Here is a 24,990-nt window from a genome sequence, read left to right on the forward strand (position 1 = left end):
GATTTATTTTCCAGCTTTAAATAAGAATTCCTTTTCTTCTTTTGTTAAACTATCGTAACCCGATTTACTGATTTTATCAAGAATATCATCAATCTGTTTTTGAGTTACATCTTTATTATCTTGAAACGAATTTACGCTTTTTTTTGTATCATTTCGATGTACCTTTTTAAACGGAGTTTTCTTCTTTGGCTTAAAAAATGTAGCAAAGAAATCCAAAATAGCAGAAAATGGTTTTGTTAAATCGGTTCCAGATTGTAATATTTTAATATAAATAAAACCAAACAAAGCGCCACCTAAATGCGCAATATGTCCACCGGTATTATCCAATGGAAGCTGAATTAAATCGATAAATAAAATCACAAATGCTACATGCCATAATTTCACAATTCCTATCAAAGGAATACGCAACAACATAAAAGGCGCATAAGTAGTTGTGGCAATCAAAATAGCCATTATTGCACCACTAGCACCAACTAACAATCCTGCTTTGTCTATGAAAAGATATGATAAAATATAGGTGAGTCCAGAAAAAACACCTCCTAAAACATAAACCCCTAATAACTGCTTATCTGTAAAATAAGTATTGAATAACCTTCCTGAAAAATGAAGCACCATCAAGTTAAAAAACAAATGCAAAAATCCGGCATGCATAAAATTAAACGTAATCAACGTCCATGGCTTCATTAGAAACTCATCAGGCAGCGACGATAACGCTATATAATTGTAATATCCAAAGTTTATTTTAGACAGTTTTAAAATCACATCTAACAAAGCAAAAAATACAAAAACAACAATGTTGCAAAAGATTAACTTTTGCACAATGCCACCTGTTTTGTATTGTAATTTTAAATCGTCTAGAATGTTCATGTTCTATTTTCTTTATTCAATTTTCTAAACCTATCTATCCCAACGATTTTGATTGAATTGATTTTTCTTCCAGTACCACATCATGATAAAACCAATTAAAGCACCTCCAACGTGAGCAAAATGTGCAATTCCACCACCAAAAATACTATAACCTGTTACTCCAGAAAATAAGTCCAACAATACAATTACTGGAACAAAATATTTGGCTTTTATGGGAACTGGAATAAACATTAAAGCTAATTCCGCATTTGGAAACATGAAAGCGAAAGCAACTAACAAACCGTAAATAGCTCCAGAAGCTCCAACCATTGTTGATTGATTCTGACAAGCAGCTTGAAATAATATTGAAAATGAATCACTATTAAAACTATATTTTTCAATTATTGGCTTAGCATTTTCATATAATAATTCCCCTCTAAATGAAAAACCATCTGACATATTTGCATTTAACATCTTATGTAAATCCGCAGAAGAAATTGACATATCAGACAATTGATTTAATAAAGAATGGAATTCATAATAATTTATTCCTGATTGTAATAAAGCAGCACCTAATCCACAAGAAAAATAGAAAAACAAAAACTTCTTTGGCCCCCAAAAATGTTCTAATGCACTACCAAACGAAACCAACGCGAACATATTAAAGAAAATATGCATCAAACTTCCATGCATGAACATGTGCGTGATAGGTTGCCAAAATTTAAAACCATCACTTTCAAAATAATGAAGTGACAATAACTCATTCGCTTGAGGCACAAAATAACTTCCTATAAAAAATAAAACGTTAATAATTAATAACTGTTTTACTGTTTCGGTCATATTCATCATAAGGCAAATCTTTTATCTAAATCTTCTACCGTTAAGGTAATAAATGTGGGTTTTTGAAACGGGGAAACATTTGGATCTTTACAAGCAAATAACGAATTTACTAAATTCTCTTGTTCTTTATCTGTTAGGTAAGTCCCCGTTTTTACCGCCATACTTTTTGCCATTGATTTGGCAATACTATCACTTTGAGAAAAACTACTTTCTGGAATTTCATTTTGTAAGTTACTAATTAATTCTTCCAAAACAATTGTAACTTCACTTTCAGCCATTCCAATTGGCAAACCTGAAATCTGAACTGAATCGGTATTGAACTTATCAAAAACAAAACCTGTGTTTTCTAATGATGATTGTAATTCAGTTAACAACGTCATTTCATCTGAAGAAAAATACAATTCCAATGGAAATAACAATTGTTGACTCGATGCTTTTTGAACCGTAATATTAGTTAAAAATTGTTCGTACAAAACACGCTGATGTGCTCTACCTTGATCAATAACTAACATTCCTGATTTAATAGCACTAACTATATATTTTTTATGAATTTGATACGTAGAAGATGTTTTTGTTTCCTCTGGTTCATCATCAAATAATTTTCCAGTTACTTCTTCGCTTTCAAATGAAAACTGCTCTAATTCTTGTGTTTCTTGTTTTAAACCTACATACAAACTTTCCCAACTAGCGGTTGAAGTTTCTCGTTTATAACTTCCAAAAGACGAAAGTGATTTTGCTTCTGGTTTCTCGTTAGCAAACGGATTAAAATTAGAATCCACTTGTATTGTTGGAAAATCGGCTTCTTTATTTTTATACTGATATGGTGTATCTAAATTGGCATCGCGTTCAAAATCCAAAACTGGCGCCACATTAAATTGCCCTAAACTATGTTTAACAGCAGAACGTAAAATAGCGTATAACGAATGCTCATCATCAAACTTAATTTCAGTTTTAGTTGGATGAATATTAATATCAATAGTGTTTGGTGGCACTTGCAAATACAAGAAATAACTTGGCTGATTGCCTTCTTTTAACAAACCTTCATAAGCACTCATAATGGCATGATGCAAATAAGCACTTTTAATATAACGGTCGTTTACAAAGAAAAACTGCTCTCCTCTACTCTTTTTTGCAAATTCTGGTTTTCCAACAAAGCCCGAAATTTTAATCAACTCCGTATCTTCTGAAACTGGAACTAATTTTTCATTAGTTTTTCCACCAAAAATATTAACAATTCGCTGGCGATAATTTGAACTTGGCAAATTGTATAATTCACTTCCGTTGTGAATTAATGTAAACGAAATTGACGGATGTGCCATTGCCACACGCTGAAATTCATCCATTACATGACGAAATTCAACAGTTTCTGATTTTAAAAAATTTCTTCGAGCAGGAATATTGAAAAATAAATTCTTTACGGCAAATGAAGTTCCTTTTGGCAAAACAGCAACTTCTTGTGTTACTAATTTGCTTCCTTCCATAATGATATGCGTCCCTAACTCTTCTTGATCTTGCTTGGTTTTCATTTCAACATGTGCAATTGCAGCAATTGATGCCAATGCTTCACCACGGAATCCTTTGGTATGTAAATCAAATAAATCTTCTGCTTTTCTAATTTTTGAAGTAGCATGACGTTCGAAACACAAACGAGCGTCGGTCGTGTTCATTCCTAAACCATTATCAATAACTTGCACTAAGGTTTTTCCAGCCTCTTTTACAATTAACTTAATATCAGACGATTTTGCATCAACCGCATTTTCAAGCAATTCTTTAACAACCGATGCAGGTCTTTGAACTACTTCTCCGGCAGCGATTTGGTTGGCAACATGATCAGGTAAAAGTTGGATTATACTAGCAGCCATTAGACTTAAAATATGAATTTAGGTGAATTGCAAAAATAAAGAATTTAAATGGGGTTTTATAACGAATAACCCTTTGCAACTATTATTTTTTAAACAATATGATTTGTTTTCGTTCAAACGACAAAACTTTTTCGTCTTGAAGTTCGTTAATTAGAACATTCAGCGTTGGACGAGATAAGCCGATTAGTGATGCTATTTCTTTTTGTGTAAATGGATGTTTTATTACCGTATCACCTGTAACGGCATTTTTAAATCCATAATCCTCAGACAATTCTTTTAAAAATTCCATCAAACGAGTTTTAGCATCTTTAAAAAGCATAATCTGCAATCTTCTTTCCAACTTTTTAAATCGATATCCGATAAATTTATAAATTGAAATACTAAATGCCGAGTTACGTCTTAGGAGTTCATGCATCATATCTAACGAAACTACACAAGTTGAAACTTCATTATCTAGCGCTTGTGCAAATTCGTTGCGTTTTTCTTCTCCTAAAATAGCTTTTTCACCAAAAATTTGTCCTTTAGATAAAATGGCCGTAATTATTTCATCTCCATCTTCAGTAACATACCCTACTTTTATTTTACCCGAATTTATCAAAAAGACTTTATTTGCTATATCATTTTCAAAATAGATGTAGTCTCCTTTTTTGAAATAATCAAAAGAATGGTCTTTCTTATAATCTTTGAATTTATGAGGACAAAGAATTTGAAAAACATCAATATTATCAAAAAACCATATAGCATTATTCATAGCAGCTTTTTATCTTCTTTTAAAAATTGATAAATCAAAATCAATTACATACATAAAAATAAACAGTAGAATTAAAACAATAATCATAATACGCATATTAAAATGACGATTACCTCTATGTCTACTATTTGTACGAGCTTCACTCCAATGCGCTCTAAAATCATTGTAATTAACCGACTCGCGATCTCTTCTGATAGAAGAATCAAAATCGAATGGATTATCTATTTCTTTGCCTTTATAGTGTCGAGGTGTATAGTTAAATTTCTTATTCTGTGGTAATTTAAACGAACCTCTTCCGAACTTAAACATAACGCATTATTTTTTTCAAATTTAACAAATTAAATACTTTTTACTTCTAATTATTTGTTAACAAAAATCCCGCCATAAAGCGGGATTTTATATTTAAAATTTTATAAAGTTTAAGACTTCCTATTTAAGTCAACCATTTTGATTGCAGCAATTGCAGCTTCTACACCTTTATTTCCGTGTTTACCACCACTTCTATCAATCGATTGTTGCATATTGTTATCTGTTAAAACACAAAAGATTGTTGGTACATCGTATAACAAATTCAAATCTTTCATTCCTTGTGTTACACCTTCGCACACAAACTCGAAATGCATTGTTTCTCCTTTGATTACACAACCTATAACAATAACTGCATCAAGGTCTAATTTTTCATGCATTTGACGTGCACCAAAAATCAATTCAAAACTTCCTGGCACATTCCATCGAATAATATTCTCAGGTAAAGCACCACAATCTGTTAAAGCAGCAAAAGCTCCGTTATACAAACCTTCTGTTACTTGCTCGTTCCATTCTGAAACAATAATCCCAAACCGAAAATCTTTCGCGTTTGGGATTGTGTTTTTATCGTAATTGGATAAATTTTTATTTTCTGTTGCCATTCTTACTCAGTCATTGCAATGAAAGCGTCAATATTCATTCCTTCTTTAGAAGTTTCATATTTCTCTTTAATCTCAACAAATAATTTGTGAGCTTCTTCTTTTTTACCAGCTGTTAAATTTAATTGAGCAGCTTTTAATAAAAATCTTGGCGTAGTGAAATCATTATCAGAAGCTTCAGCTGCTTTCTTGTAGTAAGAAATAGCATCATCAACTTTGTTAGTTTCAGCAAAAGCATCTCCGATTGCTCCTAATGCTAATGGTTTTAAAATTGCATCTTCTGATTTGAATTTTTCTAAATATGTGATAGCATTTTTGAAATCACCTAAATTTAAATAAGCCATACCAGCGTGGTAGTTAGCTAAATTTCCAGCAGCAGTTCCTGAATATTGCTCAGCTACTCCTAAGAAACCTAATTTACCTTCACCACCTTTAAGTGCTAAATTGTATAATGAATCGTTTTTCTCAGTAGCGTCAACAGCTTGTTGAAAGTATTGTTGCGCTTGGAAAATTTCGTTTGCAGCTTTTTCTTCTTTTGGTTCAACAATAAAACGGTTGTATAATAAATATCCTAAAGTTCCAATTGCAATTGCACCTACAATACTTAAAAGGACTTTTTGATTTTTAGCTACCCACTCTTCTGTTCTAGAAGCTTTTTCATCTAATGCATCAAAAACTTCAGCCGTAGTACTATCTTGTACATCAACAGCATCTACTTCTTCGAATTCATTTTCAACTTTAGCTTCTTCTGGTTTTGGAGCTTTGTAACCTCTTTTGTTATATGTTGCCATTTATTTTAAATTTAATGAGGTGCAAAAATATAATTTTTATTAAAATTTAAAACCATTTTTGTAGATATTTTTAAGAATTTCAATTTACTTTTGCAGGAAGTCTTAATTTTAGTCATTTAACACCCCTTAATTATTGTGTTTTTAAAACAGTTATCTTTACTTAATTATAAGAATTTAGCCCAAATCGAATTTGATTTTGATGCTAAAATTAATTGTTTTGTAGGGAAAAACGGTGTTGGAAAAACAAACATTTTAGACGCTATTTATCATTTGGCTTATGGCAAAAGCTATTTCAATCCATTAGCCGTTCAAAACATTAAACATGGTGAAGAGTTTTTTGTGATAGATGCGCTATTTGAGAAAAACAATAAAGAGGAGAGAATTGTTTGTAGTTTAAAAAAAGGCCAAAAAAAAACCATTAAGCGAAATGGGAAAGTTTACGACAAACTTTCAGAACACTTAGGATTAATTCCCTTAGTAATTATTTCACCATCTGATGTAGATTTAATTGTGGAAGGAAGCGAAACAAGAAGAAAATTCATTGATAGCGTTATCGGAACATTGGACAACCAATATTTGCAATTGTTGATTCAATATCAAAAAACGTTGGCACAACGCAATGCCTTATTGAAATACTTCGCTTTAAACCAGACTTTTGATGCAGATAATTTATCGATCTACAACGAACAATTGAGCGAAACCGGACAATTGATTTTTGAAAAAAGAAACCAGTTTCTAAACGATTTCATTCCGATTTTCCAAAAGCATCACACCAATATTTCGGGCGGAAATGAATCGGTTGCTTTACGCTATGAAAGTCAATTGTTCGAAAAAGATTTATTATCGCTTTTAGAAGAATCGCTTCAAAAAGACAGAATCATTCAATATACAAGTACTGGAATTCATAAAGACGATTTGATTTTTGAAATTGACGGTTTCCCAATTAAAAAATTCGGTTCCCAAGGACAACAAAAATCATTTCTAATTGCACTAAAGTTAGCACAGTTTGAATTCATGAAAAAGCAAAGTGGCGAATTACCTATTTTACTTTTTGATGATATTTTTGACAAACTAGACGAAACACGTGTTCAAAAAATCGTAGAAATGGTAAATGACGCTGTTTTTGGACAAATTTTCATTTCGGATACTCATGCTGAAAGAACTGAAATGATTATTAAGGAAACACATCAATCGTATAAAATATTTCCGATTTAAAATTCATAATATTACATTTGAAAAAAATTATTCAACGATGAATATTCAAACCAATTTCTCTTTAAAAAACTACAATACTTTTGGAATAGAAGCTAAAGCTAAACAATTTGTTTCGGCAACTTCAATTGCAGATTTAAAAGAAATCATTTCTAAAAACAATGACATCTTTATATTAGGTGGCGGAAGCAACATGCTTTTAACGCAAGATATTGAAAAACTTGTAGTTCATGTAAATTTAAAAGGAAGAGAAATTGTTGAAGAAAATGATGATTTTGCAATTGTAAAAGCACAAGCTGGAGAAAATTGGCACGGATTTGTACTTTGGTGTATCGATCAAAATTTTGGTGGAATAGAAAATTTATCTTTGATTCCTGGAAATGTAGGTACAACTCCAATTCAAAATATTGGAGCATATGGAGTTGAAATTAAAGATACGATGTTTACTTGCGATGCTTTGAATTTGAAAACATTAGAAATCGAAACGTTTACCAATGCGCAATGTAAATTTGAATACCGTGAAAGTGTTTTCAAAAACGAATTGAAAAATCAATACATCATTACTTCGGTTAGTTTTAAATTAACGAAAAGAAATCATAAAGTTTCCACGACTTATGGTGCAATTGAAACGGAATTAAAACAAAACGGAATAGAAAACCCAACCTTAAAAGACGTTAGCAATGCTGTAATTGCCATTCGTCAAAGTAAATTACCTGACCCAAAAGAATTAGGTAACAGTGGAAGTTTCTTTAAAAATCCGATTATTCCAAAAGAAGCTTACGAAAAAGCAAAATCACTTCATCCCGAAATGCCACATTATGTAGTTTCTGAAACCGAAGTAAAAGTTCCTGCCGGTTGGTTAATTGAACAAGCTGGTTTTAAAGGAAAACGTTTTGGCGATGCTGGAGTTCATAAAAATCAAGCCTTAGTTTTAGTGAATTACGGAACGGCAACTGGAGCCGAAATTGTAGCGCTTTCTAGAAACATTCAACAAACGATTTTAGAAAAATTCGGAATTGCGATAGAAGCAGAAGTGAATATTATTTAGTTAGAAGCTAGGTGATGGAAGCTGGAAGTTAAAATCTTTGCGTTAATTTTTTGAAACACATAGGCACAATAGTTTTACTTTGTGTTGATTTTAATCCGAAATATCGGATCGAAGCTTCGGACGTTTCACTTTTCATAGGCAACATAAGAAATCCGTTTAAATCTGCGTTTTGCATTAGCAAATCTGTTGTATCCGCGTGCTAATTTTCTTCAACTTAAAGATTTCTTCCATTTCTTAAATCTGTGTTCCAAAAATTTTGAATTTGTTTTTGAGATTTGTTTGGAATTTGAGATTTGTTATTTGGATTTTAATTAATTTTGCAGTTCAAAATAGAAAAAGATGAAACTTGTATTAGTAACCATTGGACTTTTAGGACTTGCGTTTGCAGGTATCGCGATAAAAATTTGGGCAAAAAAAGACGGAAAATTCGCTGGAACTTGTGCTAGCCAAAGTCCGTTTTTGAATAAAGATGGAGAAAACTGTAGCTACTGCGGAAAAACTCCTGAGCAAATGAAAGACTGCAGCGAACCTTCGCACTCTTAATTTTCAAAATTTATGATACTAACAATACTCTTAATCGCTTTTGCGGTTATCGTGTTTATTCAATTTATTTATTACCTTTTTATTTTCGGAAAATTCTCATTTGGTAAAAACCAAGAAGGAACTCCGAAACGTTTACCTATTTCTATTATTGTTTGTGCTAAAAACGAAGAAGAAAATATCAAAAAGTATTTTCAAACTTTGGTTACCCAAAACTATCCTGATTACGAAATTGTCTTAATTGACGATGCTTCGAGCGATGAAACTTTGGAATTATTTGAAGCTTACGAAAAGCAATATGCGAACGTAAAATTGGTAAAAGTTCAAAACAATGAAGCGTTTTGGGGTAATAAAAAATTCGCGTTAACCTTAGGTATTAAAGCAGCAAAAAACGAGTATTTAGTATTTACCGATGCGGATTGTTACCCAGCTTCAAACGATTGGTTGTTACAAATTTCGACTCAATTCACCAAAGAAAAAACGATTATTTTAGGCTATGGTGCTTATGAAAAAGTTAAGAATTCATTCCTAAACAAAATCATTCGTTTTGAAACGATGTTAACGGCTACGCAATATTTTTCTTGGGCAAAAATCGGCAAACCTTATATGGGTGTTGGGCGCAATTTAGCTTACAAAAAAGAAGAATTTTTCAACGTTCGAGGTTTTATGGATCACATGAAAATTCGTTCGGGCGATGACGATTTATTTATTAATCAAGCGGCAACAAAAAAGAATACTGCTATTTTATATACTCCAGAAAGCTTTACTTTTTCGGAGCCAAAAACCACTTTTTCGTCTTGGGTGTACCAAAAAAGAAGACATGCTACGACTGCAAAATACTACAAAGGATTTGATAAATTTCAGTTGGGATTATTTTTCTTTAGTCAGTTTTGGTTTTTAGTTTTGGCTATTGTTTTGTTAGCGTTTCAATTCCAATGGATGATTGTGACCGGAATTATCGTTTTTAGATATTTATTCAGTTGGATTTCTTTAGGTTATGCCGCTGGAAAACTAAAAGAAAAAGATGTGATGTATTGGTATCCAATTATCGAAATTGTACTTATCTTTACACAACTAAGCGTGTTTTTTAGAAACCTCATCTCAAAACCTGTACATTGGAAGTAAATTCGGTCATTATTCAAGAAAATATTGAAAAAGCAAAAAAGGGAGACCAAATTGCTTTCACGTTTTTATTGGATTTTTTCTGGAATGAAGTGTACGGATTTATGCTAAAACGCACCGAAAACGAAACCGATACTGAAGATATTGTCATTGAAACTTTCGCAAAAGCATTCGATAAAATCTCTACGTACAATCCTGAATACGGTTTTAATACTTGGTTGATTGCGATTGCAAAAAATGTACATATTGACATGCTTCGTAAAAAGAAATCGTCATTATTTATTGAAATGAATGATGAAGAAGACCATCAAGCCTATAGCGTTGCCGATGATTCCAATTCTGCTGAAGACGAATTGATTATCGAGCAAAATTTAGCTCAATTACTCCAATACATCAAACAATTAAAGCCTGCTTATCAGGAAGTCATTCAAATGCGTTATTTTCAAGAAATGACCTATCAAGAAATGGCAGAACAAATTGACGAACCGCTAAATAACATCAAAATTAAGTTACTTAGAGCTAAAAAATTATTGGCGGAGATTATTTCGGGGAAGTAAATTCTAAAAACGTAATATTAAATTTGTTAAAATATAATTTTAACATTATAATTACGTTTTCATAAAAAATCAAAACAAATGAATCATACGTTAAATTGTCTCATTGTAGATGATCATCCAATGCTTATTGATGGGTACATATCTGTTATTTCGAACTTTGTTGACAACTATGATTTTAATTTTATTAAAGCAATGGATTGCGAAAGCGGTTATAAAGCAATTAAACAAAACCATAACTTAAATAATAAAATTGATATTGCAATTTTTGATATTAGTTTACCCGCATATAAAGAAAAAAATATTTTATGTGGTGGTGATTTAGCACTTTATTTCAAAAAAAGATTTATAAATTCTAAAACTATAATGATAACCCACCATACCGAAGGAGTCATTTTAAAAACTATTGCTAATAAAGTTCAGCCTAATGGCTTCTTAAATAAGGGAGACATAGACTACAAAACTTTTAAAAAAATTTTCAACATAATTTTAAATAATGAAAATTATGTTTCAGAAACCATATCAAATTCGTTATCCAACTTGAATCGGAATATTTTTGATTTTGACGCTATTGATTACGAGATCATTTCGTTAATTGATAAAGGAATAAAAACAAAAGATTTACCACACTATTTACCTATTTCATTAAGTGCAATAGAGAAAAGAAAAGCGAAAATTAAATTTCAAGTTTTAAATTATTCAGGTAATGATGATGAGTTAATTGCAAAAATAAAAGGTTTAAACTTGGTTTAATTAACAAAAAACCGCATTTTTTTTAACTAAAAACCGTAATGAAAATTATTTGTTTTGTATTTATTTTGGCACCAAACAATTGCTTTATTCCTTTAATGAAAACCAGTGCACGGGTAAGTAAAAAATGAACAAAAAAGTTATTGTTTTTTGAAAAAAAGTATAAACAATAAAACTTTAAAATTATGAAATTAAGTTTAGACGCTCTTAAAGAAAGAGCAGAAGCAACTGCTTCAAATGAATTATTAGCTACAATTAGTGGCGGTACAGAGAATGCTTGTCATGATGGAGTGACTCTTACTGGGCACATTTCAGTTGACACAAAATTAATTCCTGTAGACACACCACCACAGCCTAATCCAGGTAGATTACATGATTAATAAAGAAAATAGTTTAATTATATTGAGCAGCTTATTAAGTTGCTCAATATTTTTGGTTTCATGTGCAAAGAAGAGTTTACAAATTGAATACAATGGGCATATTTATATAAAGACAAAAATAGAAGATACAATTTATGGAAACTTTCTCTATGATACAGGAGCTAAAGAATTAATTCTCGACACTGCTTTTTGTAAAAAAAACAATTTAATTTTCAAAACAACACAAGATACCAAAATAGGCGGTGTTGGAAATACAATTCAAAATGCAAAAATTGTCTTAGACACATTGAAATATAAAATAGATAAAAAAACAAACTTTTCAAACAAAACATATTTACTTGGTCTAAAAAACATACTAGGTCAAAATACAGATGGAATTTTAGGGGTTAATAGTTTTAAGGATAGACCTCATAAAATAGATTTTATAAATAAAAAAATTAGCTTTTTTAAAAACACTAAAAGTTACGATTCTATTAATATAATTTTTGACGGTGATAAAATATATGTTCCTGTAACTTATACTATAAACGAAGAAGAATATATCGGGAAATTTATATTAGATTTAGGTTCAAGTGTCACAGTTTTAAATAGTTCAAATAAAACAAACACAAGTAACCTAGGTGACTTTGAATCTATTGGAGGTATTGGAGGTAAAACATCAGGTAAAACTGTTTTTATTAATAAATTTAATTTAGGAAAACAATGCATATATAGTTTTCCAATAGATATCTCTAATGACACTAATGGTGCATTATCAAGCTCAAATAATCAAGGATTAATAGGGAACGACATTTTAGATGATTTTGATATAATTATAGATTTAAAGAAGAGTAAATTATATTTAAAACCTAATAAAAAAAACAATAAACATAAAAAAGAATTTTATAAAAGTTTCTCATTCATTGAAAATAATGATATGGTTAGAAATTGGTTAGTAAGCTACATATATTTAAATACTGATGCTTATAAACAAGGCTTACGTTTATATGATAAAATAATTAGTATAGACAATGTTCATGTAGAAAAATTAGATCGCTTGAAATTTTATAGAGGCTTAAAGTTAAATCAAAAACTTGAACTTTCAATTATTCGTGAAGGAAAACCACTTAAAATAAGTTTCATATTAAATAATTTTTTAGATGGTAAATAATAAAACCAAAATAATAGAAACCATCAAACTCCTTCTTTACAAAGAAACCCCGACTTTGCTAGAAAAATTAGATTTTGAAAACGAAAACGTGTTTCTAGAACCTTTGCTGTTTACTTATTTTAACAGCAAAAAAGATAATTTGTTTTCTACTCAAATGCTAAACGAAATAATGCAAGGATATTTTGTAGAAAAAGAATCTTTACAATTAAAAGAATCTTTTAACAAAGAAGAAATTGCTTATGTTCCTGATTTAGGATACCATGATAGAAAATGTAAAAAAGTTGACGATATATTAAAAATTGATGAATTTGAAATATTGAAATCTAGTCATCCGCTTTTAGAAAAATATTTTTATGAGTTCTACAAAGGGCATATTGTGAATGCAAATCCAATTCATAATAGCGTTTGGAAAGAAAATCATAATGAAGTAGAACAAGCAATTTTAATCATAAAAGAACATTTACCGGAATTCTACAAAGAACTAGTTTTTGCCAATAAAAGAATTTATTTGCATGATAACCCTAAAATTTTAAATTTTACTTCTATAGAAACCATAGGAATACTTTATTTTTATGTCTTAGGTAAAAACAATTTAATTTATTTTATTGAAGAAATAATACATCAAGCATCGCACAATTATTTATATTATGTGATGTTCAATAAAGAAGAGTTTTTTAAAATAGATTCATTAACTACCATTATGCGCGATTTAACCAAACAAGACTGGGATTATCGAAATTTATATGGTGCTTTTCATGGTTTATATACTGTAACCCGCAGAGTAGAATGTTTTGATATTTTACTTTCAAAAAATGTTTTTTCAGGTAGAGAAAAACATGAACTTTTAGGCAGAATGGCTGATATGTTTCCCCGTTTTCAAACAGGTTTAGAATTACTTAGTTTAGATGAAGTTTTTAACCTAAAAGGAAAAGAAATGTATTTAGAATTAACTCAAAAATGCCAAACTATCCTTAAAAAATATGAAAAATTACTAAAAGAATTCGACCTTAGCCACCGCGATTTAGATTTTCGATATGACAAATTTTGTTTAACCAATTCCTTTGAAACGTTTTTAGAGAAAGACAAACAAGGATTTTATAATATCAATTAATTACTATGCAAAAGATTATTTTATTTGTCGTTTTAGCCATTACTCAAACACTATTTAGCCAAACAACCTACGACCTTGTTTTTAAAAATGCAAACATCGTTTCTATGGAAAATGATAACGTTTTGTTAAATCAAAATATCGCTATTTTAAACGGTAAAATTGTGGTGATAGAAAACGCAAAAAAATCTAAACTCAAAGCGAAAAAAACCATCGATTTAAAAGGGAAATACATTATGCCTTCGTTAGCGGATGCACATGTGCATTTACCAGAAACAGAGGAAGAATTGCAACGCATGTTTGACTTAAATTTGATAAATGGCGTTACCAAATTGCGTTCCATGCGTGGCGATTGGAAACACAAAGAATGGCAAAACAAATTCAATACTATAAATTCTATTTATCCAAAAATTTACCTTTCCGCTCCACCTATTAGTAGAAATTTAGAAGCTTCAACAGCACAATTAGAAGAATTTGTAAAAGCCGTAAAAGACAATAATTATGGTTTTATCAAAATATTGAGTATTAAAAATCAAGAAATATTTACACAATTAGACAGTTTGTGCAAAAAATATGATGTGCCATTAGGAGGTCATTTTCCAAGACTTGCCATGGGAAATAGTTTAAACGAAGACGTTTTTTTTAATTCAAACTACAAATCTATTGAGCATTTAGGTGGTTTAGTAGGCGAACCTAACTTGATTGAATCGAGAATACAAGCCATCAAAAAGAATGATATTTATATTTGTCCTACTCTTTTGTGGTACAGTATAGGTTCGGGTCAATATTCGTATGAACAACTAGAAAAATTAAATGGAATGGAGTTTGTTTCTAAGCTAACCATGCAAGAATGGATTGAAAAAACTAAAGTATATCGAGAAAAAATAGGTGAACAAGCTTATAAAGATGAAGTAGCCAAAGAATTAAAAGATTTACAAGAAAAATACCAAGTAATTGCTCGCTTGCAAAAAGAAGGCATCAAAATGCTGTTAAGTCCTGATGCTTCATCAAAATACATGATGACAGGTTGCAATATGGTAAACGAAATGGAATTATTAAAAAATGTCAATCTATCCAATTTTGAAATTTTACAAATGGCAACCGTTAATTTCGCAAACTTTCACAAAGAATACAACGGAGTAATAAAAGTAAACAAACCAGCCGATTTTATTATTTTAGACAAAAACCCTTTAGAAAATTTACAAACTTTGAGAAATGTAAAAGGAGTGTTTTTTAACTACAATTATTTAGATACCAAAGCCTTAGAAGACATGAAGAAAAAGTTATTAGATGCTTCTTCAAAATAAAATGAGTAAAAATAAATTTCCCTTCTTTCGACAATTAGATTATCGCGATTGTGGTCCTACGTGTTTGCGTATGGTGGCAAAGTTTCATGGCAAAACCTTTTCAAGAGAGTTTTTACGTGACAAAGCTGGGATTACCAGAATGGGCGTTACAATGGCAGGTATTGCAGATGCAGCTGAAGCTATAGAAATGCGTACTTTAGGTATGCGTATTGCATTAGAGAGTTTGGTTACAGAAGCTCCAACACCATTTATTGTTCCTTGGCGACAAAAACATTTTGTAGTGGTACACAAAACCGCAAAAGACAAAATATTTGTAGCCGACCCAGCACAAGGATTACTAGAATACAGTCATCAAGATTTTTTAGAAGCTTGGACAACGGCACAAGATAAAACGGGTTTTGTGCTATTATTAGAACCTAATGCAAACTTTTTTACCTTAAAAGAAGATAAAAACAAAACTAAAAACTTTGGTTTTCTTTGGTCATATTTAAAACCCTATAAAAAACTAGTCAATCAGTTGCTTATTGGTTTATTAGTGGGTACAACCATCCAATTCATCATGCCTTTTTTAATGCAATCGGTGGTGGATATTGGTGTAAATAATCAAGACATTCCGTTTATTTATTTGATTCTAGTCGCACAATTAGTTTTGTTTGCTTCGCAGACTTTGGTTTCTATTTTTAGAGAATGGTTGTTACTTCATGTAACAGGAAGATTCAATATAAAAATGGTATCTGATTTTTTGTTTAAAATGCTAAAACTTCCTGTAAACTTTTTTGATACTAGAAATACTGGCGAACATTTACAACGGATTCAAGATCATACTCGAGTACAAAATTTTGTATCATCATCGTCGTTCAATATGTTGTATTCAATTGTTTTGTTTTTAGTTTTCAACTTTGTATTGGCATTTTACAATTTCAAAATATTTGTGTTTTTTTTAATTGGAGCTATCTGTTATGTGGGTTGGACACTTTTCTTCTTAAAAAAACGTGCCGAGCTAGATTTTAAACGTTTTGATGAGCAATCTGCAAGTCAAACCTCTTTAGTTCAAATTATCAATGGCGTTAGAGAGATAAAAGTAAACAACTCGCAACGCAAAAACCGCTGGAAATGGGAACAAGTGCAAATTAGCTTGTTTAAAACTTCCATGAGTACACTAAAGTTAGCTCAATATCAAAGTATTGGTTCTAATTTTATTAACGAATTAAAAAATATTTTCATCACTTTTTTGTCTGCTTCAGCTGTTGTAAATGGCGATATTACATTGGGTATGATGCTTTCCATTCAATATATTGTAGGACAACTCAACTTACCATTAAGCAATTTTATTGGCTTCATTCAACTTTGGCAAGATGCTAAAATTAGTTTAGAACGTTTGTGGCAAGTACACTCAAAAGATGATGAAGATGCCGCCGAACTAAATAAAGCAAAAGAACTGCCTGATAATAAATCTATTTTCATTAAAAATTTAAGTTTTCAATACGGTAGTAAATCTTCACAAATGGTTTTAAAGAACCTTTCGTTTGAAATTCCACAAGGAAAAACTACTGCTATTGTAGGAGCAAGTGGAAGCGGAAAAACTACTTTGATAAAATTACTTTTAAAGTTCTATGAGCCAACCGATGGAGCAATTTTGATTGGAAATACTAATTTAAACGACCTAAACAACGATTATTGGCGAATGAATTGCGGAGCTGTTTTACAAGAAACCTTTATTTTTAATGATACCATTGCAGGCAATATTTCAGAATCAGAGCAAAATGAAATTATTAACAGAGATAAACTAAAAAACGCAGTTTATATTGCTAATATAGAAGACTTTGTAGAGCGTTTGCCAAATAAACTCAATACAGAACTCGGCACTTCTGGTATAAGATTAAGTGGAGGTCAAGAACAAAGATTAATGATAGCGAGAGCTGTTTATAAAAATCCTGAATTTGTATTTTTTGATGAGGCAACAAGTTCATTAGATGCTAATAATGAAAAAACAATTATGGAAAAACTAAACTCGTTTTTAAATAAAAAAACGTCTGTAATTGTGGCTCATAGATTAAGTACAGTTAGAAATGCAGATAATATTATTGTTTTAGAAAATGGCGAAGTGGTTGAACAAGGCAATCACGAACATCTTACTCAACAAAAAGGGAAATACTATGAATTAGTAAAGAATCAGTTAGAATTAGGTAATTAAAAATGGAAAAACTACAAGACGATTTAAAAATTTATAGTGAAGAAGTACGAGATGTACTTTCGACACCGCCAAATGCCATTTTTAAATGGGGGAATACAATTTTATTAGTATTTATTCTTTTATTATTGTTACTATCCTGGTTTATAAAATATCCCGACATTATCAGAGCCGAAGTAACTATTACTACTCAATTCCCACCCGAAAAATTGGTAGCAAAAAGTAGCGGGAGGATCTCAAAAATATTTATAGAAAATCAAAAAGAAATAAATGAGAATACACCAATAGCAATTATTGAGAATTCGGCCAATTATGAGATGGTTTTTTTATTGAAAAATATTACTGATACATTAAAACAAAAGGAAACCTTTTATTTTCCATTAGAAAAATATGATTTTTATGGTTTAGGAACTATTGAGAATTCATTTACTAATTTTAAAAACAACTATATCAATTATAGACAATATTTAGATTACAAACCACATCAAATAGATAAGAATTCACAGACAAATGAATCTAATCAACAATATAATAGAATTTCTATTTTACAACAACAAATTTCAATTGCTACAAAAGAATTACAATTAAAAAAGAAAGAGTTGAATCGATTTGAAATATTGTTTACAAAAGGTATTATTTCAGCTCAAGAATGGGAAAGTAAACAATTTGATTATTTGCAACAAGAGAAAAATCAACAAATACTAAAAACACAATTATCCCAACTCAGATCTTCATTAAATGATCTAAATAGAAATAAGCAAAATACCAATATAAAAGAGTTAAAAGATAATGTGGTTTTATTACAAAATACGATTCAAGCTTATAATCAATTAAAAAAAGAAATTACCGATTGGGATTTGAATTTTGTGTTACGTTCTTCTATTAAAGGCAAGATTTCATATTTTCAAGTTTGGTCCGAAAATCAAGTGGTCTCAGTTGGTGAAGAAATTTTTTCTATAATTCCTACATCAAGCTCAAATTGTATAGCAAAATTAAGGGTTGCTGCCTTAAATTCTGGAAAAATTAAAAATAATCAAGATGTTGTGATTCACCTAGCTAATTATCAAGATAAAGAATTTGGGATTTTGAAAGGAAAATTAAGTGCAATATCATTGATTCCGACAAAAGAAGGAATCCTATTACTTGATGCTAAGTTAACGAACGGTCTCCAAACTTCATACAAAAAGCAAATCAACTTTCAACAGGAAATGACAGGAACTGCTGACATCATAACAGAAGACTTACGTTTGTTAGAAAGGTTATTGTATCAGTTTAGAGATGTTTTTAGGAGATAGTCCAACTGAAAAAACATTTTGCGTTAAGGATTACTTCGTCAGTTCGCAAGCTCGGGTGGAGCATTTGTTTGAGCTCTTTTATAAAAAACTAATAAAAGTTTTTTATAAAAAGCGAGTGCGGATAGCCTGACCCTTGTGGTAACGCCTAAAAAAATTCCTAAAACTTTCCTAAAGTTTTCTCATTTTCTAAATTCTTACTTCAAAATTCTAAATTTTATATGGCGCTTTTATTGTTTTTTTAAGGTCATATAGAATCGCTTTCTTTTTATCGGTGTTTGCAAGCAAACGAGTTTGTTTTTAGCGATTTCATATCGTATCTTTGCCTATCAAAATTTTGATTATGGACACGGCTATTGACAATGTTTTTCCACCAAGAGAACCCAAACCAAAATGGTTGCGCGTAAAATTACCAACCGGTAAAAACTACACCGAACTTAGAGGTTTAGTAGACAAATACAAACTGAATACGATTTGTACTTCGGGGAGTTGTCCTAACATGGGTGAATGTTGGGGTGAAGGAACCGCAACTTTCATGATTTTAGGAAATATCTGTACACGTTCGTGCGGATTTTGTGGTGTTAAAACCGGTCGACCTGAAACGGTGGATTGGGACGAACCCGAAAAAGTAGCGCGTTCTATCAAAATTATGAACATCAAACATGCCGTAATTACTAGTGTTGACCGCGATGATTTAAAAGATATGGGTTCGATTATTTGGGCAGAAACCGTGAAAGCGATTCGCCGAATGAATCCCAACACCACTTTAGAAACCTTAATTCCAGATTTTCAAGGTAACACGAGAAATTTGGATAGAATTATCGAAGTAGCCCCAGAAGTAGTTTCTCACAATATGGAAACCGTTAAACGTTTAACACGTGAAGTTCGTATCCAAGCGAAATATGAAAAGAGTTTAGAGGTTTTGCGATATTTGAAAGAGCAAGGCATCAAAAGAACAAAATCGGGTATCATGTTAGGTTTAGGTGAAACTGAGGAAGAAGTGATTCAAGTTTTAAATGATTTAGCCGATGCGAAAGTAGATATTGTAACCATTGGCCAATACTTACAACCAAGTAAAAAACATTTACCGGTTAAAGAATACATCACACCAGAACAATTTGCGAAATACGAAAAAATCGGAAAAGAATTAGGTTTTAGACATGTGGAAAGTGGCGCTTTAGTGCGTTCGTCTTATCATGCAGAGAAACATATTCACTAAAAGTTCAAATTCAAGAACAAATTCAAAATAAATAAAATTGAAAACAAGAATTGCTATTAATGGTTTTGGAAGAATTGGACGAAATTTGTTCCGATTGCTTTTGAATCATCCTACTATTGAAGTAGTTGCCATCAACGACATTGCAGATAACAAAACAATGGCGCATTTGGTAAAATATGATAGCATTCACGGTGTTTTGAATCAGAAAGTTTCGTTTTCTGAAGATTCAATTAGTATTGACGATAAATCGTTTTTGTTTTTTCACGAAAGAGAAATTAAGAATTTAAATTGGAAATCGGTAAACGTTGATATTGTTATCGAGTCGACAGGGAAATTCAAAACATTTGAAGACATTAACCAACACATTTTAGCTGGAGCGAAAAAAGTAATTCTTTCCGCACCTTCTGAAGTGGATGAAATAAAAACTGTTGTTTTAGGGGTAAACGAACACATTTTAGACGGAAGCGAAACGATAATTTCCAACGCAAGTTGTACAACCAATAATGCCGCTCCGATGATTAAAATCATTCAGGAATTATGCGAAATTGAACAAGCGTACATCACCACCGTTCACTCCTACACTACCGACCAAAGTTTGCATGATCAACCTCATAAAGATTTACGCCGAGCTCGTGGTGCAGCGCAATCTATTGTTCCTACAACAACGGGCGCAGCCAAAGCATTAACAAAAATATTTCCTGAATTAGAAGGAAAAATTGGTGGTTGTGGTATTCGCGTTCCGGTTCCAGATGGTTCTTTGACAGATATTACTTTTAATGTAAAACGAAAAGTAACTATCGAAGAAATCAATCAAGCATTTAAAAAAGCTGCCGAAACCAATTTTAAAGGTATTTTAGATTACACCGAAGATCCAATTGTTTCTGTAGATATTCTTGGTAATCGAAATTCGTGCTTATTTGACTCTCAACTAACTTCTGTTATTGACAAAATGGTAAAAATAGTGGGTTGGTATGATAATGAAATTGGCTACTCTTCGCGATTAATTGACTTAATTGGCTTTGTTACTAAAAAATAAAGTTTTTTATTATCGCTAAAAAACTTAAATTGCAGTGTCAAATTTAACCCTGCTATACTTGATAAAGCAATTTTTCATATTATTTTTTATTCTAACTTTTAATAGTTATGGCCAGTCTGTCTATAAAGACGAAGGAAAAATAAGTGATAGTACGGACTATTATTTAGAAATTGGTCTATTCAACAAAGAAGCAAAAAAATCATATACAAAAGCAATTCTTTTCACCGAAAAAGCAATTGAATACGCAAAAGCAAATGATCTAGAAGACAAACTTGCAGATTGTTATTTGCAACTAGCAACTATTTTCTACGAGCTTGAAAAAAATGATTTAGCTATTGATTATTACATTAGAGCAATTAGCATTTACAGTAAAAACAAGCCAAAATCTAATATTGCATTATCATATTACGGATTAGGAAAATGTTATCTTAAAAAGAACAACATTCCATATGCTGAAATTTATTTCGAAAAAGCAACCGCAATTTATAAAGACCTCAACTTTTTAGAAGCTATTGAATTGATAAATCTTCAAAAAGCGATTATAAAAAAAGAGAAAAGAAAATATGACGAAGCTGTAATAATTCTGAAAGGAGTTGTAAACAACATTAGCGATGATGCTTTATTAAGTACAAAAACAGAAGCGTATATTCAGTTAGGTGAAATTGAAAACATAAAAAAGAATTATCCTCAAGCGATTAATTTTTTCAATCTTGCAAACCAAACTAACGAAACAAACAATAACGATTTTCAGCTAACTAAAAGAATTTATAAACTACTTAGCGAAACTTATGAGAAAAACAAGAACATTTCAAGTTCTAATTTCTACTTAAAAAAGTACGCAAATTTAACCGATTCTATTGGAAAATATTACAATAGTTATGTAGCTGAAAACACCGTTGATAAAATTCAATTTGACAAACAACTTAAGACGATTGAACAATTAGACAAAGAGAAAAAAAGTCAACAAAAAACATTACGTTTTTCTAAGTTAATTAGTATTTTGAGTATTGCTTTAATTTCAATTTTATCGCTATTGAGTTTATCGTTATACAAAAATAACAAAATTAGAATCAGCACAAATAAACTTCTAAAGGAGAAAAACAGAGAATTAACTATAGAAAAAGAAAAAGCTGAAATGGCATCCAAAGCCAGGGCAGATTTCCTTTCAACGGTAAGTCACGAATTAAGAACACCTTTAAATGCTATAAACGGGATAACATATCTTTTACTTCAAGAAAAACCAAAAGCCAGTCAATTAAACTACTTAAAATCATTGGAATTTTCAGGAAGTTATCTTTTGAACTTCATTAACGATATCTTAGAAATCAACCGATTAGAATCGGATAAAGTTACCATTGAAAAAATCAACTTCGATTTATCTGAATTAACTGAAAACATTGTTACTTCATTTAAAGAATTTATTCACGAAAACAATATCAAATGCCATTTAAACATAGACAAATCAATTACCTATAATTTAAAAGGCGACCCAACAAAACTTTCTCAAATCCTTATCAATTTATTGAACAACGCCATCAAATTCAGTAAAAATGGTGATGTTTGGTGCACCATCAAAAAGATACAAGAAACCACTGAAAATGTGACGCTTTATTTTGAAATTAAAGATAATGGAATAGGAATTCCAAAAGACAAACAAGACGCTATTTTTGATAGTTTTAGTCAAGGTTCGGTTGAAATTAACCGCACTTATGGCGGAACGGGTCTTGGACTTTCTATTGTGAAGAAAATATTAGAATTAATGGGAAGTGAAATTCATCTTCATAGTGAATCTGGAAAAGGAAGCACTTTTAGTTTTGAATTACAATTTGAAAAAGGAATAGCAAACAAAGTAAAAGAAGAAGTTATAAAACCTTCTCAATCGCTATTGACTGAGAAAAAAGTATTATTAGTTGAGGATAACAAAATCAACCAAATGATTACACAAAAAATGCTTGAAAAAAGAGGTATTTCTTGCAATATTATAGATAATGGCGAAGATGCTATCGAAGATGTAAAAATCAACAACTACGATTTGATTCTTATGGATGTTCATTTACCAGGTATAAATGGAACAGAAGCTACTAGTGAAATCAGAAAATTCAACACTTGCACTCCTATTGTAGCATTAACAGCAATCTCCTTAAATGAAAATAGAGAAATGCTCTTGTCCTATGGCATGAATGAAGTAATCACCAAACCTTTCGAACCAGAGCATTTCTATACTGTTGTAACTAGTTACTTAACTAATAACATGCAATCAAATTCTTAATCAAGTTTCTTACATGAGGTTCTGCTTTTTGAGCTGCTTGTAACACTTCTTCGTGGTTTACTTCTTCGATATTTTCCTCGTCTCCCATATCAGTAATTACTGAAACTCCGAAGCATTCCATATTCATGTGACGCGCTACAATCACTTCTGGAACAGTTGACATTCCAACACAGTCAGCACCTAATGCTTTTACCATTTTATATTCGGCAAGCGTTTCGAATGTTGGTCCTTGCAATCCTAAATAAATTCCTTTTTTAAGATAAATATTTAAATCTTCAGCCAATTCAAATGCTTTTTCAATCATAGCTTTAGAATACGGTTCGCTCATATTTACGAATCTTGGCCCAAAACGCTCGTCGTTATGACCTCTTAACGGATGTTCGGGCATCATATTAATATGATCTGTTATAACAACAACATCTCCAACAACATATTCCGAATTAACACCTCCCGAAGCATTCGAAACAACTAATTTCTCAACTCCTAAATATTTCATTACACGAACAGGAAACGTAACTTGTTTCATGTCGTACCCTTCGTAAAAATGGAAACGACCTTGCATTGCTACTACTTTTTTTCCTTGAATGGTTCCAAAAACCAAAGCGCCTTGATGACCTTGAACTGTTGAAACTGGAAAATTTGGAATTTCCGAATAAGGCAAAGTATATTCGATAGCAATATCTGCTGTAAATCCACCTAATCCTGAACCTAAAATCACGCCGTATTCTGGAGTAAAATTGGTTTTATCTTTAATGTAACTAACTGTTTCTTGCACTTTGTCCCACATAATCTTCTATCGTTTTATCAATGTTTGTATTTAAAAAAGTTGACTTTATTGGTAAATAGAACAATTGCGCTTTTGGCAATAATCCGTTTAAACGAACAAAATCTTTTTCTGTTGTAATTATTTTTCTTCCGTTGGCTTTTGCCAAAATTTGCTCACAATCTTGTTTCGAAAAATGATGATGATCTGGAAATACCAAAGTGTCATCCTTCTCACTTTTTAGAAAATCGAAAAACAATTTAGGCTTTGCAATTCCGGCAACCAACACTTTACTTTCGGATTGAATCTCGGAAACTAACAATTGACTGTCATTTCCAAAAACAAAATCGTCGTACTGAATGGTTGTAAAGAAAACTTGTTGTTTCACGTTCAACTTTTCTCTGATTTTCAGCTGCGCAATTTCGGACAAATCATTCGGACATTTTGTGACAATTATCATATCGGCACGTTTTTTTCCTGAAGACGGTTCGCGTAAATTCCCGAAAGGCAAAATATAATCATCGCAAAACAAATCATCATAAGCCGTAAGCAAAATATAAAATCCTGCTTTTACTTTTCTGTGCTGATAAGCATCGTCCAATAAAATAACATCTGGTTTATTTGGAAGTTGCAATAAATTTTCAATTCCGTTTTTACGATTAGCGTCAACTGCTACTTGAATATAAGGAAATTTCGAATAAAACTGAAATGGTTCGTCTCCAATAGAACTCGCAGTTGCATTTTCATCCGCCAAAATAAAACCCTTGGTCGCACGTTTGTAACCGCGACTCAAAACCGCCACTTTATAGTTATCAGAAAGTAATCGTATTAAATATTCGATTTGAGGTGTTTTTCCTGTACCGCCAACGCTTAAATTTCCAACAGCAATAATTGGAATATCAAAAGAAGAACTCTTGCAAATGCCTTTGTCATACAGCCAATTTCGGATATAAGTAATGAGCCAATACAAAAAGGCTAAAGGGAAAAGTATTTTTCGTAACAAAATCATATTACGAAAGTATAATAAATTATTATCATATTAAAGTTTATGCTA

General features: G+C 31.1%; 24 protein-coding genes. 15 read left to right on the plus strand and 9 right to left on the minus strand.

What is annotated here, in order from left to right; genetic code table 11:
• Positions 1–3 precede the first annotated feature (3 nt).
• The 7 genes from LOS89_RS09715 to LOS89_RS09745 form a co-directional block, all read right to left on the minus strand.
• On the minus strand, positions 4–867 hold the full coding sequence (locus LOS89_RS09715; RefSeq protein ID WP_231835070.1) for a rhomboid family intramembrane serine protease: 864 nt from the start codon (positions 865–867) through the stop codon (positions 4–6).
• Between the two features lie 30 nt (positions 868–897).
• Entirely contained in the window at positions 898–1,695 is a 798-nt protein-coding gene (locus LOS89_RS09720; RefSeq protein ID WP_231835071.1) for a rhomboid family intramembrane serine protease, read from the minus strand.
• Entirely contained in the window at positions 1,692–3,548 is a 1,857-nt protein-coding gene (mutL, locus tag LOS89_RS09725) for a DNA mismatch repair endonuclease MutL (RefSeq protein ID WP_231835072.1), read from the minus strand. The genes LOS89_RS09720 and mutL overlap by 4 nt, the downstream gene beginning before the upstream one ends.
• An 82-nt stretch (positions 3,549–3,630) precedes the next feature.
• Positions 3,631–4,299 carry a Crp/Fnr family transcriptional regulator gene (locus LOS89_RS09730; protein WP_231835073.1) on the minus strand — a complete coding sequence of 223 codons (669 nt, stop codon included), beginning with the start codon at positions 4,297–4,299 and terminating at the stop codon, positions 3,631–3,633.
• A 9-nt stretch (positions 4,300–4,308) separates the two neighbouring features.
• A complete protein-coding gene (locus LOS89_RS09735; RefSeq protein ID WP_231835074.1) occupies positions 4,309–4,608 on the minus strand; it encodes a hypothetical protein in 300 nt (99 codons plus the stop codon).
• Between the two features lie 110 nt (positions 4,609–4,718).
• Complete coding sequence (gene ribH / locus LOS89_RS09740; RefSeq protein ID WP_231835075.1) at positions 4,719–5,207, minus strand: 6,7-dimethyl-8-ribityllumazine synthase; 489 nt, start codon at positions 5,205–5,207, stop codon at positions 4,719–4,721.
• Positions 5,208–5,209: 2 nt separating this feature from the next.
• The gene (locus LOS89_RS09745) at positions 5,210–5,995 is read right to left on the minus strand and encodes a tetratricopeptide repeat protein (RefSeq protein WP_231835076.1); all 786 of its coding nucleotides are present in this window, start codon (positions 5,993–5,995) and stop codon (positions 5,210–5,212) included.
• A 135-nt stretch (positions 5,996–6,130) separates the two neighbouring features.
• On the opposite strand from LOS89_RS09745, the gene recF reads away from it, so the two are divergent.
• From recF to LOS89_RS09820, 15 genes are all read left to right on the plus strand, one after another.
• On the plus strand, positions 6,131–7,210 hold the full coding sequence (gene recF / locus LOS89_RS09750) for a DNA replication/repair protein RecF (protein WP_231835077.1): 1,080 nt from the start codon (positions 6,131–6,133) through the stop codon (positions 7,208–7,210).
• A 10-nt stretch (positions 7,211–7,220) separates the two neighbouring features.
• Positions 7,221–8,255, plus strand: a complete 1,035-nt coding sequence (gene murB / locus LOS89_RS09755; protein ID WP_255671095.1) for a UDP-N-acetylmuramate dehydrogenase — start codon at positions 7,221–7,223, stop codon at positions 8,253–8,255.
• Between the two features lie 339 nt (positions 8,256–8,594).
• Complete coding sequence (locus LOS89_RS09760; protein ID WP_026724852.1) at positions 8,595–8,798, plus strand: hypothetical protein; 204 nt, start codon at positions 8,595–8,597, stop codon at positions 8,796–8,798.
• A 12-nt stretch (positions 8,799–8,810) separates the two neighbouring features.
• Positions 8,811–9,920: a glycosyltransferase gene (locus LOS89_RS09765; protein WP_231835079.1), complete on the plus strand. Its 1,110-nt coding sequence runs from the start codon at positions 8,811–8,813 to the stop codon at positions 9,918–9,920.
• Positions 9,911–10,474: an RNA polymerase sigma factor gene (locus LOS89_RS09770; protein ID WP_231835080.1), complete on the plus strand. Its 564-nt coding sequence runs from the start codon at positions 9,911–9,913 to the stop codon at positions 10,472–10,474. Before LOS89_RS09765 ends, LOS89_RS09770 begins: the two co-directional genes overlap by 10 nt.
• Positions 10,475–10,552: 78 nt before the next feature.
• A complete protein-coding gene (locus tag LOS89_RS09775) occupies positions 10,553–11,224 on the plus strand; it encodes a response regulator (protein ID WP_231835081.1) in 672 nt (223 codons plus the stop codon).
• Positions 11,225–11,406: 182 nt separating this feature from the next.
• Entirely contained in the window at positions 11,407–11,601 is a 195-nt protein-coding gene (locus tag LOS89_RS09780) for a hypothetical protein (protein WP_231835082.1), read from the plus strand.
• Entirely contained in the window at positions 11,594–12,751 is a 1,158-nt protein-coding gene (locus LOS89_RS09785; protein ID WP_231835083.1) for an aspartyl protease family protein, read from the plus strand. The genes LOS89_RS09780 and LOS89_RS09785 overlap by 8 nt, the downstream gene beginning before the upstream one ends.
• Positions 12,741–13,862 carry a hypothetical protein gene (locus tag LOS89_RS09790; protein WP_231835084.1) on the plus strand — a complete coding sequence of 374 codons (1,122 nt, stop codon included), beginning with the start codon at positions 12,741–12,743 and terminating at the stop codon, positions 13,860–13,862. Before LOS89_RS09785 ends, LOS89_RS09790 begins: the two co-directional genes overlap by 11 nt.
• A 5-nt stretch (positions 13,863–13,867) precedes the next feature.
• Complete coding sequence (locus tag LOS89_RS09795) at positions 13,868–15,166, plus strand: amidohydrolase family protein (RefSeq protein WP_231835085.1); 1,299 nt, start codon at positions 13,868–13,870, stop codon at positions 15,164–15,166.
• Position 15,167: 1 nt separating this feature from the next.
• Positions 15,168–17,360 carry a peptidase domain-containing ABC transporter gene (locus tag LOS89_RS09800; protein ID WP_231835086.1) on the plus strand — a complete coding sequence of 731 codons (2,193 nt, stop codon included), beginning with the start codon at positions 15,168–15,170 and terminating at the stop codon, positions 17,358–17,360.
• A 2-nt stretch (positions 17,361–17,362) separates the two neighbouring features.
• Complete coding sequence (locus tag LOS89_RS09805; protein ID WP_231835087.1) at positions 17,363–18,652, plus strand: HlyD family secretion protein; 1,290 nt, start codon at positions 17,363–17,365, stop codon at positions 18,650–18,652.
• Between the two features lie 340 nt (positions 18,653–18,992).
• Positions 18,993–19,868, plus strand: coding sequence for a lipoyl synthase (gene lipA, locus LOS89_RS09810; protein WP_231835088.1), 876 nt, complete (start codon positions 18,993–18,995; stop codon positions 19,866–19,868).
• Positions 19,869–19,905: 37 nt separating this feature from the next.
• Positions 19,906–20,904, plus strand: coding sequence for a type I glyceraldehyde-3-phosphate dehydrogenase (gap, locus tag LOS89_RS09815; protein ID WP_231835089.1), 999 nt, complete (start codon positions 19,906–19,908; stop codon positions 20,902–20,904).
• A gap of 58 nt (positions 20,905–20,962) precedes the next feature.
• Entirely contained in the window at positions 20,963–23,173 is a 2,211-nt protein-coding gene (locus tag LOS89_RS09820) for a tetratricopeptide repeat-containing hybrid sensor histidine kinase/response regulator (RefSeq protein WP_231835090.1), read from the plus strand.
• Here the strand turns inward: LOS89_RS09820 and LOS89_RS09825 are convergent.
• Together LOS89_RS09825 and lpxK are read right to left on the minus strand one after the other, a co-directional pair.
• On the minus strand, positions 23,148–23,960 hold the full coding sequence (locus LOS89_RS09825; protein WP_231835091.1) for a purine-nucleoside phosphorylase: 813 nt from the start codon (positions 23,958–23,960) through the stop codon (positions 23,148–23,150). The two genes, LOS89_RS09820 and LOS89_RS09825, sit on opposite strands and share 26 nt — an antisense overlap.
• Complete coding sequence (gene lpxK / locus LOS89_RS09830) at positions 23,932–24,945, minus strand: tetraacyldisaccharide 4'-kinase (protein WP_231835092.1); 1,014 nt, start codon at positions 24,943–24,945, stop codon at positions 23,932–23,934. The genes LOS89_RS09825 and lpxK overlap by 29 nt, the downstream gene beginning before the upstream one ends.
• Positions 24,946–24,990 lie beyond the last annotated feature (45 nt).

The organism is Flavobacterium channae (assembly GCF_021172165.1).
Lineage (GTDB): Bacteria > Bacteroidota > Bacteroidia > Flavobacteriales > Flavobacteriaceae > Flavobacterium > Flavobacterium channae.